Below are 17,153 nucleotides of genomic sequence, written 5' to 3'. Positions count from 1 at the left end.
TGGATTGATTTTTACAATAAACGTCGTATTAAAACAAAACTGAACGGTAAGTCACCGGTAAAGTACCGGGAACTCGCCGTTCAGAAAGTAGCATAAATCATATGTCCAATTTTAAGGGTTCACTTCATGAAAGATGTATTTTTGAGTATTTTTTTTATTTGTATGAGTCTAGCAACTATAAGCTTAATTAATTAAGTAATAATTAAAGATAGAAGTGAGAGATTAGCATGAAATATAAATATGAGATGGTATACCCTAAGATTGGAGTAACTGATAAAACTCCAATTGTGATGACGCTGCATGGGATGGGTTCGTCATATCTTGACTTGAGACCACTGGTTTCAGTTTTCGGGGAAAATGTAATTGAGTTGCACGTCCAAGGTGATATCAATTACGGAAGCGGATACGCGTACTTTATTCCTGAATTTATAAACAAAACGGAAATAGCGGTTATTGGAAGTGTTATAACAGACATTTATAATCAAGTAGAGACGATTTTGAAACAGGAACGGCTACAAGATAACCCCTTGTTTAGTCTGGGATTTAGCCAAGGAGCAATTATTAATACAGGATTAAGTATCTTTTACCCAAATTGGTTAGATGTAGTTGTGATACTAAGCGCAAGACTGCCTGAATTCTATGTTGTGGAAGCTCGCAAGAATCTTACAGAGAAGCAAATAAGCACGAAAATATTCATCTCCCAAGGGCAAAAAGATCCATTGTTTGTACCAGCAACTGGCCGTGAAATAGCGAGTTTCTTTAAGAAATATGCAGACAATGTTGAGTATCATGAATATCCTAGTGGTCATACCGTAGATCATAATGCACCACAGGATATATTTGAGTGGTTCAATGAATCTTATATTACAAGATAAAGATTGTTAAGGGGCTGGTTCAAAAGTTAAAGCTTGAGCTAGCTTTTTTATTGATTCCGGATAAACATGTTCCATAAGTAAAAATCCTTCGGTGGACTTTAAATTATTCATAGCATGATACTAGCTAAGTTCGTAATTTAGAGTTGGTACTAGGATATAAAGTAGTTTTAGTCGTAGTGATTTCAGATATTAAATTTTAGGCAACTTTTTGTGAAACAATTAGCATGTTATCATGAAGTAAGTAGAATTTGATAGGGGTGTAGTATATGAAAAAAGGTAAAGTCATCACAATCGTCATCGCGGTTGCTCTTTTAATAATTATTATTGTCAGTGGGGCATTTCTAACAATTAGAAGTCGCATACATAATACTGTTAAAGGTACGCAGACTACAGAATACATAACACAAAAGGCGCAACATGTCACACCGCTAACACTGAGCGGGCGCGTTGGTCCAAAAGAAGAGCGTGATTTTACGGTAACCAGTAAAGAGTTATCTGCAATGAAGGTCGAGAATGGACAACAGGTTACACAAGGTGAAGTCTTATATACTACTTATAATGAAGCAAATGCAACAGAATTGACTGAGCTAAAAACAACATTGGCAAAGGCACAGCGTGATAAAAATCAAGCAACGCAAAAGCTTCAAACAGCCAAAATAACTTTGAGTAAAATGCAAAAAAATGATGATGGTTATAGTGATGCACAAGATGCAGTTACGAGTGCAACAAATGACTTGGCTGATTTTAATGACAGTATTTCTAGTACACAAACAAAAATTAATCAGCTCAGCAGCAAAGTTTCGCCTAGCATAACAGCACCATTTGCTGGTAATGTGACAGTTACTTATGATCACAACGGAAGTGCAAAAGTAGCAGTAGCATCAACGGTAATGCAGGCAACAGCACAAGTTTCCGAATATGATTATAGCAAAGTCAAGGTAGGAGATAATGTTATTGTCAGAGCTGTTGCAACTGGTAGTGCACAAGGAAGCAGCAGTCACGCTTGTTTCGCTTCATCCAGTAAGCACTACTAGTTCTGCAGGTTCAAAATATGATGTCTACGCAACGGTTGATGGAACTAACTTTATTGATGGTCAAACAATTAAGATGAGTATCCCACAGACTGGGATTGTTATTCCAAAAGCAAGCTTGTTTAAAGGCAGGATCTTTGTAGTTCGAAACAATAAAGTTAGTGCTAAGAAGGTGGTAGGAACTGTCAAAGATGGTAGTTTCATAGTAACCTCTGGATTAGATGCAGGTGAAAAAGTTGTGACCAATCCTGATAGTAAGCTCAAAGATGGGGAGAAGTGGCCACAATGATATCGTTAAATAATATTAATAAATACTATAAACAAGGTAGTCAACAGGTTCATATTCTTCATGATATTTCATTGAACATTGAACAGGGAGAATTTGTTGGTATTATGGGACAATCAGGTTCTGGTAAATCGACACTAATTAATATTATCGGTTTCTTGGATCGCGAATATCAAGGTGAGTACATTTTTAAAAAAGATCAGATCAATAATTATAGTAATAAAAAACTTACTGGATTACGTAATAAAAATGTTGGCTTTGTCTTCCAGAATTTCAAACTAATCAAAAACTTGACCGTTGCTGAGAATGTTGCACTTCCATTAATGTACGCGGGTGTCAAAAAAAAGGAAATAATGCGCAAAATTACTGAAGTACTTGAAAAGGTTGGACTTGCTGGATATGAGAAAAGCATACCTACTCAACTTTCTGGTGGGCAGCAGCAACGTGTCTCAATTGCGCGTGCAATCATTGGCAATCCTACATTCTTAATTGCTGATGAACCAACTGGTGCTTTGGATAGTCAGACTTCTAAAGAGATAATGAATTTGTTCAAGGAACTAAATGCAGTTAATAATACGACTATTATTATTGTGACCCATGATCCAATGGTTGGACAGCAAGTGAATCGGTTATTGACGATTCTTGATGGGCGATTGACGTCTGATACGGGGGTAGATAACAATGAAGTATAATGATTTGCTCAAAGTGGCCTTCAAATCTTTGCTGGCCAATAAACGACGCAGTTTTTTGACGATGATTGGAATTGTGATTGGGATTGCTTCTGTAATAACGATTATTGCATTAGGAAATGGTGTTAAACAAAAAATGATTTCGGAGTTTAAAACTAGCAGTTCAGGCGAACAAACTACTGAAATTACCTTCGATGGTAAAGAAAATACTAATACTGGATTCACAGCTGCTGATATTAAGCAAATTAAGCAGCACTTTGCTGGTCAGCTTTCGAAAGCGGCGTTCAAAAAGGATACTAGTAACATTTCTGTGAGTGATGCTAGCGTTGGTAATACTAGCGTAGGTGGAAGTTTAACACTCTTGAAGGCACCACTACCGGCTAATAAGTTGAGGTATGGCAGTAATCTCTCTCAAACAGATCTCGACCTTAATCAGCATGTAGTATTGTTAAGCTTGCGTTATGCAAAGAAGGTCTACAAGTACGCAAATAATGCGCTTGGCACAGCAGTCAATATTAACGGGGTCTCCTATCGAGTTAAAGGCATATTTAAGCAGTCAAGCTACAATAAGTATAGTGCAGACTTTCTTCTTTCGAACAAGACATACTATGCAGGTGTTAAGCTGAATGAGGCTAATACATTGAAGCTGACGGTTGCTAAGGGCTATGGGGCATCCAGTGTTACTAAAAAAGTTGTCAGATATCTTAAAAAGCACGGAGAAAATCGACATGTTGGCAATTATTCTTATTTTGATGAGGGGGCAATTCTGAAGTCAATCTCAACTGTAATGGATGTCCTCACATATTTCATTAGTGCCATTGCAGGAATTTCATTATTCATTGCAGGCATTGGGGTAATGAATATGATGTATATCTCTGTTTCCGAACGGACACAAGAAATCGGAATTAGATTAGCTGTTGGTGCAACACAAAAGAATATTTTATGGCAATTTTTGCTTGAATCAATAATGCTGACTGTTGGTGGAGGAATTACTGGTTTTGTGATTGGTTGGATGCTTTCCTCACTTATCTCATTACTAATTCCCTATCATATTCATGCGGTTGTGACTTTTGGAAACTTCTTATTAGCATTTGGAGTATCAACAGCAGTCGGAATAATTTTTGGAATGTTACCTGCGTCACAAGCAGCTAAGAGAAACTTAATTGATATTTTACGCTAATGGATTAAAAATATGAAAATTGAATTATTTTGATTTTTTTACAAGTATTTGTTCCAAATAAAGGAAACAGGTCAGAAGTTGAATTTTGATCTAGTTTTCTTTATTTTTTTGTATAAGTAGTTCTATGAGTCAGAACTTGAGTATGCCCTTATAATACATATTAATTTCCCTGATAATAGCTCTTAACTTGACAGATAATATAAATTTGAATTATTATTCTTATGTGGTGACACGGTGTCACCGGAAATGTAAGGAGGGAATTATGTGGTTTTAGAAACATTTAAAAACTTGAATACTGAAAAGAAAAAAAGAATATTCCAAGCAATGCTGTGTGAGTTTGAAAAGTATCCACTGCCTCAAGCACAAGTTGCAAGAATTATTGGGGAAGTTAAGATTTCGAGAGGAAGCTTTTATAAGTACTTCAATGATATCAATGATGCATATTGGTATGTGTATCGGATTGCAATGGAAGAAATTCATAAGCAGACTGTAAGTAAGCAGAAGAAAAAGATTTCTTATCAAGAAATGGTACGCAATTTTGTGGAGCGAACTGCAAATAGTCAGTACTTTAATTTTATTAAAATGCATCTTTGTGTAAATGAGCCGTTAATTAAAAATGAAACAAGGCAAACGTTTGAGAAGCAATCAACTGACTTTGAGGAATGGGCTGTAATGATTTTGTCTCATGAAGTTATCAAGCAAATTCTGCTTGAGCCAGCTGATAAAGAAAAATTGTTAAATTACCTGGATTTAGCTGTCAAGAAAATAGAGAAGGAGGTCTGAAACATGTTCCTTGCATGGAAAGAAATCCGTTACGAGAAATTGAGATATACACTGATTATAGCAATGATTGTTCTAATAAGTTATTTAATATTTATTTTGACTAGTCTTGCGCAAGGCTTGGCTAGGCAGAATACGGATGCGGTTAAATCATGGGATATTCAAATGATTGCTTTAAATGATAATGCTGATACAAGTATGACACAATCTATAATCACAAAGTCACAATTAGCAAAGGTGCAGACTAGTAAGAAAACAGCAATTGTGACACAAGTTCCAGTTATAGTTCGTGGTGCTGGTAATCACAAAGTTAGTGCACAGTTTGTTGGTATAAATAGGGAGCAATTTATCATGAAGAATTTGAAAGTTATAGATGGTAAAAAGCCAACAAAAAATAATGAGGTACTGGTCGATAGTTCATTGAAGCAAGCAGGTTATCAAATAGGAGACAAGATTGAGCTGAATTCGGGTCAATCTAAATTTTCAATTAGTGGTTTTGTAAATAATGCAAAGCTTAATATCTCTCCTGTTATTTATGGGGACAATCATGTAGCCCAAGTATTAAAGAACGCGGGGCCAACTTTTGCAGTGAGTGCAGTTGTTTCACAAAATAGTAAAATTATTCTTGGCAAGAATAGTGGTTTAAAGAACTATTCATTAGCAGGTTTTATTAAGAAACTTCCTGGGTATACTGCGCAAACAACGACTTTTATTTTCATGATAGGATTCCTGATGGTAATTTCATTAGTGGTTGTTGCGGTATTTCTATATATTTTGACGATGCAAAAGTTAGAGAATTATGCAGTGTTGCGGGCACAGGGAGTCCCTGTGAGTGTACTTGTGCGAGCTACAATCTCACAGTCATTGTTAATCGTCATTAGCGGATTGATAGTTGGAACTGTATTAACAGGGTTAACTGCAAGTTTTATACCTGCAGCAGTACCAATGTATTTCAGTATTCCGTTGTTGAGTGTGGTGGCTATCGGGTTAGTCATAGTTGCATTATTGGGTGTAATAATTCCGATAAGAATAGTGACGCGTGTTGATCCGGTAACTGTGATTGGAGGATAAATAATGGAGACGGTTATTTTAAGAGGAATCAATAAATATTTTGGTGAGAAGAAGAATCGGATTCATGTTTTAAGCGATATCAATTTCAAAGCATTAAAAGGCGAATTGTGTTTAGTGCTGGGGCCTTCTGGTTCTGGTAAAAGTACTTTTTTAACAATTGCAGGGGGAATACAAACACCGTCTTCTGGAGAAGTACTTATTGGCAACATTAAATTAAATAATTTGAAAGAAAAGCAGAAAGAGCAACTTAGATTAGAAAAAATTGGCTTTGTTTTACAGAATTATAGCTTGGTCCCATATCTTAGAGTTGAAGAACAGTTTGAATTGGCAAAACGCGTAAAAAAAGAGGGCAACTTGAATACATCTGATTTCGCTGCGATAATTAAACAATTAGGAATTGGAGATTTATTAAAACAGTATCCGCGTGAATTATCAGGTGGACAAAGACAACGTGTAGCAATTGCACGTGCCCTTTATTCAAATCCGACAATAATTTTTGCCGATGAGCCAACTGCTGCTCTGGACTCTCAAAGAGTTGTCGAAGTAGGAAGACTATTTAGAGATTTAGCACATAAACACGATAAATCAATTATCATAGTGACACATGATTTGCGTTTGAAGGAGTTTGCCGATCGAACTTATGAGATTATGGATGGTAATTTGAGGCAAGGGTAGATAGTGGAAAACAAAATTTTGAATTAATAGACTATATTTAGCTGAAATAAATAAAGAGACCAAGTCAAAAATTAATTTTTTGACTTGGTCTCTTTATTTTAATAAGCTTTTTATTTAACGACTAATCTTAATACCAGCCGCTAGTTTCCCAATGTTTAACAGCATTTACCCATGAACCATAGCGACTAATCACGTAACTATTAGCAACACGCTCTTGGTTAGCGGCAGAGTAATCACCGTTCAAATAAGAAATTGAGAGTTGGTATTTACCATAATATTGACCATTTTGTACTGTATATGAACCACCAGATTCGCGAGCAGCAATCCAAGCACGAGCAGCAGCCTCAGTAGATGATGTACTTGATGTCGTGGATGATGCTACACTTGAGCTAGCAGCTGTCGTGGTACTTGAAGAACTTGCGGCAGGTGTACTAGTCGATGTACTTGTAGCAGTTGTGCTGGTTGCAGCGCTACTTGTACTTGCAGCTGCCGTACTTGTTGTAGTATTGCTTGTGCTTGCAGCTGCTGTACTTGTTGCTGTACTGCTTGCGTTTACGCTAGCAGTAGATGTCGTTGTTGCAGTACTGTTTGTATTTGCAGTTTCGCCGACTTCTAATTTTTGACCAACCACAATTACGTTTGCGTCTTGTAAACTATTTTCTTGCGTAATAGTATCAATTGTAGTGTTGTATTCATTGGCTAACTCAGAAACAGTATCCCCAGCTTTAACTGTAACAGTATCAGCATTTGCAGCAACTGTACCAGCTGTTAACATCCCTGTAACTGTTACAACTGACAATAAAATTTTCTTAATATCCATAGTTATATATTCACTCCTGTTTTTTGCCTTGTAGCATTTGCTACACTTCTTGCGATTTCTAAAGCAAATCGCTTCAACAGTGATTAGTATATACACTTAACATGACAAGAAAATAGCAGTCCTGTTACTATAAGAGCACTTTTTGTAATATTTTATTAGCTTTGTAATATACCGTAATATAAAAAAATGAAATTCTGACAAAAAAATGGTAAGTAATACTAAAGCACTGGTAATTATGAGACGCTCAATCAAATGTGACAAAAACAGCTAAAAAAGTTGGCAAAACATTGAATATTTGCAGAAAAAAATAGAAAAAATATATATTTTTGTTTGACAAGCGTTTTTTTAAAGCAATTAAGGAGATAAATTACAAATGTTGCAGCTTTTTGCAACATTTTTAGAAAAGTTTGCGAATTTTGAAAAAAATAACTAGAATTATTATCATAATTACTGTGCCAATCGTAATATTAAGCCAGGCAATTGAGCTCTTTGCAAATGGAAGACCTACATTCATACCGTAAAAACCTGTGACAATAGTCGGAATTGTCAATACTAGTGACCAAACCGTGAGGAACCGCATGACATCGTTTAAATTATTATTGAGTAAGTTATTCGAGGTCGCAGAGATACGCTCAGTAACTTCTAATGCAATTTCGACAGTTTGTTCTGCTTGATGCACTTCGATTGTGATACTGTGCAAGAGCTTTTGTTCTGCTTGTGATAGTTTACGTGAATGCTGATTTTCAGGTATACTTTCAAGAGCTATTAGGTTTGTTTTAATACCACTAGCGATATAGACAAGACTGCGCTCGACATTTGATAATTGAATCAGGTTTTGATTACTTATTTTGTGGTTAAGATTACTTAGATAATGATCACGAGCTTTATTTAGACTATCAATTGCAGCTTGATAGCTGATTGTGGTCTTATAAAGGATGGTTAAAATCAAGGTTATAATTGATGATTCGATATGATTTGCCTTTTCAATGATCCTTGCAGCATCTAGTTCTAAAGAATTAGAGCGAAAGGTAAAGACCGTATTTTTTTTAAACAAAAATGTGATTGGTTCCAAGACAAAACTATTAGTTGCCTCAATTTTTTTTACAGGTACATTATAAATTAGTATCTCAATGCTCTCTTGCCGATCATAGCGAGCTCGTTCATGCTTGTCCATCGCATATGCAATATGTCTGGGATTGAGCTCATGTTTTTCAATGAGTGTGTTTTTATCTGTTTCTGTGATGTCACAGACATCGAACCAGGTGAACGAATCTTTTTTTTCTTCTATTATATGTTTTATAATCATGGCGTTTACCTCTTAACTAGTTGTTACGAAAAATTTTAGCATACTTTTTAAATAGCTGCTTGATTTGTGTAAATTCTAATGGAACACTGAAAGAAAATAGGAAGTACGATATAATTAAGTCAATAATGATGGAGGTGCTCTGATTGGGTAAAATATTCTTGGTAAATGCGGGAAGTTCTTCAGTTAAGTGGCAGTTATTTGAAGCAAGTGATGAAAGTGTTATCGCTAAGGGGCTAGTGGAGCGAATAAATATGCTGGGGTCCTTATTCGAAGTTAAATATGGCAGTAAAAAATATGAAATTAAGATTGATAACTTGTCTTATGAAAAGGCCGCGGCATTAATTTTTGAGAAGTTACAAGACCTTAAAATCATCGAAGACTTGGGAGCGATAGAGGCTGTTGGGCATCGTGTCGTTGCAGGTGGCGAATTATTCAAAGAAGCTGTTGAATTGACAGCTGATAATTTGGACAAGTTGGCTAAAATGAATGATTTTGCTCCCCTACATAATCCAATGGAAGTTAAGTATGTGAATATTATGCAGCAAGCATTACCAGAGGTCCCGCAATATGCAGTTTTTGATAGCCAATTCTTTACGGATTTACCTGAAAAAAATGCCGTTTTCAGTATACCTTATGAATATACAAAGAAATTTGGAATTAGGAGGTATGGTGAACATGGAATCAGCCATGAATATATTTCGCAGCGTGCAGCAAACTTGCTAAATGAGCCACTGGAGTCTTTGAAGATGATAACACTTCATTTAGGAAGTGGGGCATCAGTAGCGGCTGAAAAGAATGGTAAGGCATTCGACACATCAATGGGGTTCACTCCTCTGACAGGATTAACGATGGGGACTCGGGTAGGGGATGTTGACCCTTCAATTATTCCATATTTGATGAAGAAATTGTCGTTGAGTTTGAATGAAGTTCTCTTAATGTTGAATAAAGAATCTGGATTACTTGGTGTTTCTGGAATATCTTCAGATATGAGGGATTTGCTGGCAAATTCTGAACAAGAACAGGTAAAACTTGCCATTGATATTTTTATTAATCGAATAGTTAAGTATATAGGAAGCTATTATGCTGAACTGGGTGGACTGGATGTTCTGGTATTTGCTGGTGGAATTGGAGAAAATAATCGAGAATTACGTAATCTGATTGTTGAAAAACTTCAGGTATTAGGTTTGAAAATCAATCAAGAAGCAAATGAGGGCAACGTAGAAGGTGTAATCTCAGCAAGAGATTCTTCTGCTAAAATAATGATTATTCCAACAAATGAAGAATTGTCAATGGTCAGACAGATATTAGCAGTACGTAATAAGTAGAATTACTTGAGATGCTACTAAATTGAGTAGGCTAAGTAGAAGTTAAATCAATCATTTTAGCTTATGCATATTCTTAGATACAATCATGAAGAGACTAGACCAAGAGGGGACTTTTGAGTGGTCTCTTTATTTGTACAGTGATAAGTAAACAAAGCAAGTAAATGAAATAAATAGCAAATTCAAATATGTTATACTTTTAAAATGAACAAGCGTTCGTAAAAAGGTGGGGATAAAATGCGTTTCTTACATACAGCTGACTGGCATATCGGAAGGAAATTATATGGCTATGATTTAGCGCAGGAGCAGGAGCATGCTTTTGCAGAAATTACGAAAATTGCACTGGAAAAAAAAGTCGATGCAATTGTAATTGCAGGCGACTTGTATGACAGAGCTTTGCCAAACGAAGACTCTGTAAAGCGGTTGAACAAAATGATTATAGAGCTAAATCTAAAATTAAAGAAACCAATTTTGGCGATCAGTGGCAACCATGATTCAGCAGTGAGATTGAATACTGGGCGGGAATGGTTCAAAGCAACACAGTATTTCCTGAATACAAGTATTGCTGAAGCAATGGTGCCTGTCGAATTCTCAGATACACAGTTCTTTTTATTACCATATTTCCAAATATTCCAAGCTAGAAATTTTTTTGCAGACGAGTCATTGACTGATTTATCGGTTGTCATGAAAAGAATAATTAAAAGAATGAAAGAAAATTTTGCTCCAGATAAAAAACATGTGTTAGTTGCACATTTCTTTGCAGCTGGCAGTACTAAAACTGATTCTGAAACGAAGATTGAGGTGGGAGGATTAAATGCTGTACCGCTAGACTTGCTCTCTGATTTTGATTATGTAGCTCTAGGCCATCTTCATGATGTTAATGCGTTGCATGAGGAACGAATCCGATATAGTGGTTCTCTAGTCAAATTTTCGGTGTCGGAGGCGAAGACTGCTAAGGGGGTCTGGATTGTTGATACGAATCTTTTCCATTCGGATTTTATTACTATCGAACCACTTAATGATATTGTATTGCTGAAAGATTCTTATGAAAAATTGATTTCGCCAAGTGTATATAATGAAGTAAACAATGAAGATTTTGTAGCAATTACATTGGAAGATAAGGCGGTTATCCCTAATGTTATGAATAATTTGCGTGAATTCTATCCTAAGATAATCAGTTTAAGCCGTGAGAACCAAATAATAGAGCTGCCAGAGAATGAAGCTATTGCACTTGAATTAGATCCGATGAAGTTATTAGCAAATTTTTTTGAGGATATGACAGGCGAAAAGATGACAGAGCAGCAAAAAAAATGGGCAATTAGCGGTCTTGAACGTGTGACTGGCGGTGAAAAAGAATGAAACCAATGCAAATAAAGATGACCAACTTTGGACCTTATGCAGAACAAGAAATTGATTTTACACGATTTGCCGAACAACCGTTCTTTCTAATTAGTGGCAAGACCGGTAGTGGTAAGACAACAATTTTCGATGCTATGTGTTTTGCACTATTTGGAAGTACCTCGGGTGATGATCGTGAGGCGGAAGCGATGCGCTCAGGTTTTGCAAAGGAGTCCGCGGTGACAGAAGTCGAATTTGTTTTTGAACATCAAGATAAAATTTATCATCTTAAGCGTCAACCTAAACAAGTGATCGTCAAAAAAAGAGGGTCAGGTACGAAAGTTCAAAATATGAAAGTGTTGCTAAGTTATCAGAATGATGATGGTACAGAAGTTGAATTAAATAAAGTAGGGATGGTCAACAAATTTATTCAAGAATTGATCCATTTGACCCTTGAACAATTTACACAGATAATTATGTTGCCACAAGGAAAATTTCGCAATTTCTTAGATTCGGATAGTAATGAAAAAGAAAAACTATTACGTGAATTGTTTGCAACAAGTTTGTTTAAGAATTGGACGGATGAAATTCAAAATCAAGCAAAAGAAACCCATAGTCAAACCCAAGAAAAACAGCATGAGATTGATGTTTTAAAAAGTCAAATTTCTGAAATCGATAATAAACTTGATGTAGCGGGGTGGCTAGTAGCTGCAAATAAAGAAAATAGAGTAATTGAACGGATTAGGGATGCTTCTAAGTTAAAATTAGCTAATATTGAAGGGAAAGTCGCTGATGCACAAAAAGCTTTATTGCAAAACCAACTTCTATTACAGGACTTTGAAACATTGGAGACGACCGAAAAAAGTTTATTTGCATTTAGAAATGATAAGTGGCTCGAAGATGAGGAAGAAAAAATAAGTGAGCTAAAATGGTATCAGTCAAATGAGCAATTGGTTTTAAAACTTGAAGACCTGCAATTATCCTACACAAAAATAAAGGATAGATTTGAAAAGACGATTGCAGAGAAAGTAGCTGTAAAAGAGGAACTTAGGAGCACTCAAGAGAATAATGAACTGTTAAAGGCAAGAGATAGCGAGATTAATTCTTTGACTGATGATGTCAGACACTTAAGAGATAAGAAGGCTTATGTTGAGAAGGCAGCTCAATTAGAAGTTAAACGAGTAACTGCTGGAGATGAGGGTAATTCACTTAAAAACAAAATCAGTAAGTTAGAGAAAAAATTAGTTTTAGATGGGGCAAATATTGAAAAACAACAAGAAATTATTGAGTTGAATGAAGGTATTCCAGAAAAAGAATTAAAATTGCAAGAAGCAAGAAGTAATCTTATCAAAGCTGATGAATTAATAGAACAAATGAAAGAAAATGAGTCTAAAGTTGATAATCTAAAGCTGATTTTAACAGGGCAAAAAAGTATTTTAGATGATAAGAAGCGGCTGATTAAAATTGCAAAGGAAAAGTATGCCGATTTGGATGCTGCATTAGCAAGAAATCAAATAATTATACTAAGCAAGAAGCTGAAGCCAGAGGAACCTTGCCCATTGTGTGGTTCAGTAGAACATCCGCAAGTAATGAGAACAGATGAAACGTTGGTTGAGGTAACAGCAGATGATGTTAGAGATGCAGCAAAAAGGCAACAGGATCTATTGCAGCGTAGTGGTGAAATAGTAGGCAAGATTGCTATTAATAAGGAAAGAATTACTGAATTAATTAAAAGCTTGGAGCAAGATGAAAAGAAGTTAGGCAGTGTTTTGAATATTCAGGAGATCAGCTTTACAGAAATGTTGGAATTAGTTGTTAAATTGAAAAATAATTTGAATACTGAATTTCAAAAGCTGGAAATGAAAAAGCAAGATATTGAAGATGCGCGAATAAAAAGTGACTTTTTGTTGCATGAAAAAGCAAAATCTGAAGAAGAAAGGAAATCATTAAGAGAACAAGAACGTACGGTTAAACTCGACATCGCTAAGCTTGAAGCAGAATTGACAACTGTGTATGCTGAAATACCAAGTGGTATTACTTCATTGCAGCAGTTAGAAACACTTATATTGGAAAAACAACGAGTAATTGCAGACTTTGAAACAGAAAAACAAAAGGTTATTGTTGAAATAACGAGACTTGATAACAGCTTAACGATTCTTACAGAGAGACTTGAAGGCCTTAAAAATACGAATGATTCTTTAGTGGAGGGTTTGCAGCAAAATACTGAAGAGCTCAATAAAGTTATGATTAAACATAATAAGAATTTGACCTTTGCTAAGATGCAGACTGGAATTGGCAGAATAAGCGAGATCGTAACAATTGAGTCCCAAATTAGAGATTATCAGAATAGAATGGTTGAATTAAAAACGCAAATTGCTGACTTAAAAATGAGAACGGATGGGAGAAATATTCCAAATATTACGAAGTTGGATGAAAATCTGGTGCAATTAAAGCAGGATAAACAATCTGCTTTTGCGGAATATGAAAAAGATTCACAGGAATATGTTGAATTATTCAAGGTAATTCAAGCTGTCAGTGAAAAATGGACTGAATACCAAGCAAAACTTAAACTCGATGCCCAATGGAACCAGTTATTAGAAGTGATTGGTGGAAAGGGAAAAGTCAAATTAGGCTTAGAACGCTACGTATTGCGGAGATATCTGCAACAAGTGCTGCAAGTGGCTAATATCAAATTGATGAATTTAACAAATGGACGGTATCATTTTGAACTTGATAGGAGTAATGGAACTTATGCTACAGATACAGGACTTGAGTTGGATGTTTTCGATGTTGATCTAGGTAAGCTTAGAAGTGTCAAGACACTTTCTGGGGGTGAGAGCTTTATTGCAGCTTTGTGTCTAGCTCTTGCACTGGCTGAAGTCATTCAGAGTATAAATGGGGGAACACAGATTGATGCCTTATTTATTGATGAGGGTTTTGGTGCATTGGATGATGATTCATTGCAAGTTGCATTAGAAGCACTCCAGACCTTGGAAGGAAAGAGCCGCTTGATTGGAATAATTAGCCACGTGAGTGCGTTACGTGAACAATTGCCGGCACAGTTGAGAATAGAATCTAAAAATGGTCGCAGTGTGGCACATTATATTTTTGATTTTGAAGAGATACCAACTCATAGATAGACATTTTTTGATCTAAGGTATAATATTATTATTGAGAATTATTATCATCTATACTATTGAGGAGTGAATGTGATGGCAACGCAGGAACAAAATACTTTGCTAGTAGCTGCGGATAAGCTAAAGAACAACAAAATTAAAAATACGCCACAAAGACAGGTAATCCTGTCGTATTTAATGACATCACATGCTCATCCATCGATTGAGATGATTTTCAAGTATGTCAGAAAAAATGGTTTTAGTGTTAGTTTGGCAACTGTATATAATACACTACAGCTGTTTGTAGATCATAATTTGATAATTGAGATTGCGGCTGATAGTGGTGGACATATGCGCTATGATTATTTCGAAATACCTCACTATCATGTGATTTGTGTTAATTGCAATAAAATAGTTGATGTTTTTGATGATTCATATAAGAAGAATGAAAAAATTGCTACGGCCAAGACTGGCTATCAGGTCTTGAATAGTCAGTATGAGGTTTACGGAATCTGTCCGGAGTGCCAGGCGAAGCTCAAGAGCAAAGCGGTTAAAATTTAATTGACACATGGATACGTCTAAGCTATACTTTAGTTACTAAAAAGCACTGAGATAGATAGTAGGAAGATAATCACTGGTTAAGAAACTTGATGGGGCTGTGAATCAAGATAAATTATTCTTCTGAATTACACTATTGAGCTAGAATTTGGTTCACCTCTTTATCGGTGTAAGAGCTGGTCATAATCATGACAACTTGGGTGGTAACGCGGAATTTATTTCGTCCCTAATACTATTATAGTATTAGGGACTTTTTTATTTTAGGAGGAAGAAAATGAACATTATTGATGAACTGGTATGGCGTGGTGCGATTAACCAAATGTCAGACGAAGAAGGATTAAGAAAAAAAGTTGAAGAAAAATCAATTGGGGTCTACTGTGGTGTTGATCCAACTGGTGATAGCCTGCATATTGGACATCTTATCCCATTTATGATGCTCAAGCGGTTCCAGATGGCTGGTCATCGTGCGCATATTATAATTGGTGGAGGTACTGGTTCAATAGGTGATCCGTCTGGTCGAAGTTCAGAGAGAGTTTTGCAGACAATGGAGCAGGTTCATCACAATGAAGATGCACTGACGGCTCAGATGAAACATCTTTTTGGTAAGGACAATATAACTGTTGTGAATAATTATGACTGGCTATCCAAAATCGATTTGTTAAGTTTCTTACGTGATTATGGAAAATTATTCAGCATAAATACAATGCTGAATAAAGAAGTGGTCTCAAGCCGGTTAGAAAGCGGAATTTCTTTTACAGAATTCACGTATCAGATTTTGCAGTCAATTGATTTTCATCATCTATTGAAAGCAAATGATGTCGAATTACAAATTGGTGGTGCTGACCAATGGGGAAATATTACTGCTGGAATTGATATGATTCATAAGATTGAAGGATCTGATACAGCAGCGTTTGCATTAACAATTCCTTTGATGTTAAAGGCTGATGGAACTAAATTTGGTAAAACTGCTGGTGGTGCTGTTTGGCTGGATTCTGAGAAGACAACCCCATATGAATTTTACCAGTTTTGGTTGAACCAAGATGATCATGATGTGGTGAAATACTTGAAATACTTTACCTTTTTGAAGAAAGAAGAAATCGAAAAACTGGCCAAGAAGGTTGCTGATGAACCTGAAAAACGTGAAGCACAAAGGAGATTGGCTGAAGAAGTAACCGCATTTGTACATGGGGAAGATGCAGTGGCTCAAGCAGAACATATTTCAAAGGCTCTTTTTTCTGGAGATGTTAAGATGTTAACGGCTGCTGAAATAAAGCAGGGTTTTAAGAAGATGCCAACAGTTGAGGTTGAGAATGAACCAATGAATATTATTGATTGGCTTGTTTCGACACAGATTGAGAAATCTAAGCGTCAAGCCCGTGAGAATGTTACCAATGGAGCTATCTATATAAATGGCGAAAGAATTCAAGAACTAGACTATATGGTTAATCCTGCTGAGTCATTTGAAGGAAAGTTTATAATCGCACGTCGGGGTAAAAAGAAATATTTTCTTGCTAAGGTAAAATAAAAGAAAGCTTTATTCCAAATTTAACATTTTTTCGGAATGAAGCTTTCTTTTTTATTTTGTTTGCACCAAATCACGAATAATTTTTATTTATACAGTAAAATAGTTAGGATATTCAAAAGTGAGTTTGCTTGTTATTTCATTTTGCTTTTTTATTTTATAATTTTTTCTTGACGTCACAATTATGAGAGCGTATAGTAATCAATGTTGTTGCAACAGATTAAATTTTTCTTTGATAAATAGAAGTAGATATTTGTTGACAATAGTTGCTTTATCGTCTATAGTAATATAGACAAACAAATAAAATATATTAATTCAATTTTTGGTTTTTTATACATTTATTTGTAAGGTAGACCTTTGAAAACTGAACAAAGTTTCGAAAAATCAAATGTGTAGGGTCTCTTGTTTAGTACAAGAGCAAACATTTGCGAAGTCAATTCGCTAGTAAATAATTAATTAAAGAGTCACAAACTTTTAAAATGAGAGTTTGATCCTGGCTCAGGACGAACGCTGGCGGCGTGCCTAATACATGCAAGTCGAACGCAAAGCTTTCACCGAATGCTTGCATTCACCGGAAGTTTTGA

At 35.7% G+C, this 17,153-nt stretch carries 16 protein-coding genes and 1 rRNA gene; 15 read left to right on the top strand and 2 right to left on the bottom strand.

Annotated elements, in window-relative coordinates; genetic code table 11:
* The first annotated feature begins 3 nt into the window (after window positions 1–3).
* From FFX44_RS12680 to FFX44_RS12125, 9 genes are all read left to right on the top strand, one after another.
* Window positions 4–96 carry an IS3 family transposase gene (locus tag FFX44_RS12680; protein WP_354669255.1) on the top strand — a complete coding sequence of 31 codons (93 nt, stop codon included), beginning with the start codon at window positions 4–6 and terminating at the stop codon, window positions 94–96.
* Between the two features lie 131 nt (window positions 97–227).
* Window positions 228–875 (top strand): phospholipase, encoded by a 648-nt coding sequence (locus tag FFX44_RS12160; RefSeq protein WP_289981397.1) that lies wholly within the window; start codon window positions 228–230, stop codon window positions 873–875.
* Between the two features lie 266 nt (window positions 876–1,141).
* A complete protein-coding gene (locus FFX44_RS12155; protein WP_289981389.1) occupies window positions 1,142–1,909 on the top strand; it encodes a hypothetical protein in 768 nt (255 codons plus the stop codon).
* Entirely contained in the window at window positions 1,830–2,195 is a 366-nt protein-coding gene (locus FFX44_RS12150) for a hypothetical protein (RefSeq protein ID WP_289981381.1), read from the top strand. The genes FFX44_RS12155 and FFX44_RS12150 overlap by 80 nt, the downstream gene beginning before the upstream one ends.
* Entirely contained in the window at window positions 2,192–2,884 is a 693-nt protein-coding gene (locus tag FFX44_RS12145; RefSeq protein WP_289981376.1) for an ABC transporter ATP-binding protein, read from the top strand. The genes FFX44_RS12150 and FFX44_RS12145 overlap by 4 nt, the downstream gene beginning before the upstream one ends.
* Window positions 2,874–4,061 (top strand): ABC transporter permease, encoded by a 1,188-nt coding sequence (locus FFX44_RS12140; protein WP_289981360.1) that lies wholly within the window; start codon window positions 2,874–2,876, stop codon window positions 4,059–4,061. The genes FFX44_RS12145 and FFX44_RS12140 overlap by 11 nt, the downstream gene beginning before the upstream one ends.
* Before the next feature lie 264 nt (window positions 4,062–4,325).
* The gene (locus tag FFX44_RS12135) at window positions 4,326–4,844 is read left to right on the top strand and encodes a TetR/AcrR family transcriptional regulator (RefSeq protein WP_289981354.1); all 519 of its coding nucleotides are present in this window, start codon (window positions 4,326–4,328) and stop codon (window positions 4,842–4,844) included.
* A gap of 3 nt (window positions 4,845–4,847) precedes the next feature.
* Window positions 4,848–5,912, top strand: a complete 1,065-nt coding sequence (locus FFX44_RS12130; protein ID WP_289981352.1) for an FtsX-like permease family protein — start codon at window positions 4,848–4,850, stop codon at window positions 5,910–5,912.
* A gap of 3 nt (window positions 5,913–5,915) precedes the next feature.
* Window positions 5,916–6,587, top strand: a complete 672-nt coding sequence (locus tag FFX44_RS12125) for an ABC transporter ATP-binding protein (protein ID WP_289981349.1) — start codon at window positions 5,916–5,918, stop codon at window positions 6,585–6,587.
* Between the two features lie 127 nt (window positions 6,588–6,714).
* Here FFX44_RS12125 and FFX44_RS12120 read toward each other — a convergent pair whose 3' ends face one another.
* Both FFX44_RS12120 and FFX44_RS12115 read right to left on the bottom strand, forming a co-directional pair.
* Window positions 6,715–7,407 (bottom strand): LysM domain-containing protein, encoded by a 693-nt coding sequence (locus tag FFX44_RS12120; protein WP_289981346.1) that lies wholly within the window; start codon window positions 7,405–7,407, stop codon window positions 6,715–6,717.
* Between the two features lie 397 nt (window positions 7,408–7,804).
* Entirely contained in the window at window positions 7,805–8,713 is a 909-nt protein-coding gene (locus tag FFX44_RS12115; RefSeq protein ID WP_289981344.1) for a magnesium transporter CorA family protein, read from the bottom strand.
* A gap of 143 nt (window positions 8,714–8,856) precedes the next feature.
* Between FFX44_RS12115 and FFX44_RS12110 the strand changes: the two genes are divergently transcribed.
* The 6 genes from FFX44_RS12110 to FFX44_RS12085 form a co-directional block, all read left to right on the top strand.
* Window positions 8,857–10,038, top strand: coding sequence for an acetate kinase (locus tag FFX44_RS12110; protein ID WP_289981343.1), 1,182 nt, complete (start codon window positions 8,857–8,859; stop codon window positions 10,036–10,038).
* Window positions 10,039–10,272: 234 nt separating this feature from the next.
* On the top strand, window positions 10,273–11,394 hold the full coding sequence (locus FFX44_RS12105; protein ID WP_289981338.1) for an exonuclease SbcCD subunit D: 1,122 nt from the start codon (window positions 10,273–10,275) through the stop codon (window positions 11,392–11,394).
* On the top strand, window positions 11,391–14,513 hold the full coding sequence (locus tag FFX44_RS12100; RefSeq protein WP_289981334.1) for an SMC family ATPase: 3,123 nt from the start codon (window positions 11,391–11,393) through the stop codon (window positions 14,511–14,513). The genes FFX44_RS12105 and FFX44_RS12100 overlap by 4 nt, the downstream gene beginning before the upstream one ends.
* Before the next feature lie 72 nt (window positions 14,514–14,585).
* Complete coding sequence (locus FFX44_RS12095) at window positions 14,586–15,050, top strand: transcriptional repressor (RefSeq protein ID WP_289981332.1); 465 nt, start codon at window positions 14,586–14,588, stop codon at window positions 15,048–15,050.
* 271 nt (window positions 15,051–15,321) lie between these two features.
* On the top strand, window positions 15,322–16,572 hold the full coding sequence (gene tyrS / locus FFX44_RS12090) for a tyrosine--tRNA ligase (protein ID WP_289981331.1): 1,251 nt from the start codon (window positions 15,322–15,324) through the stop codon (window positions 16,570–16,572).
* A gap of 472 nt (window positions 16,573–17,044) precedes the next feature.
* A 16S ribosomal RNA gene (locus tag FFX44_RS12085) occupies window positions 17,045–17,153 on the top strand; the annotation flags it as partial.

Origin of the sequence: Lactobacillus sp. UCMA15818, assembly GCF_030400225.1 — a bacterium.
Classification (GTDB): Bacteria; Bacillota; Bacilli; order Lactobacillales; family Lactobacillaceae; genus Liquorilactobacillus.
Note: the sequence above shows the minus strand (reverse complement) of the source record. Positions and strands in the feature narration are given on the sequence as shown.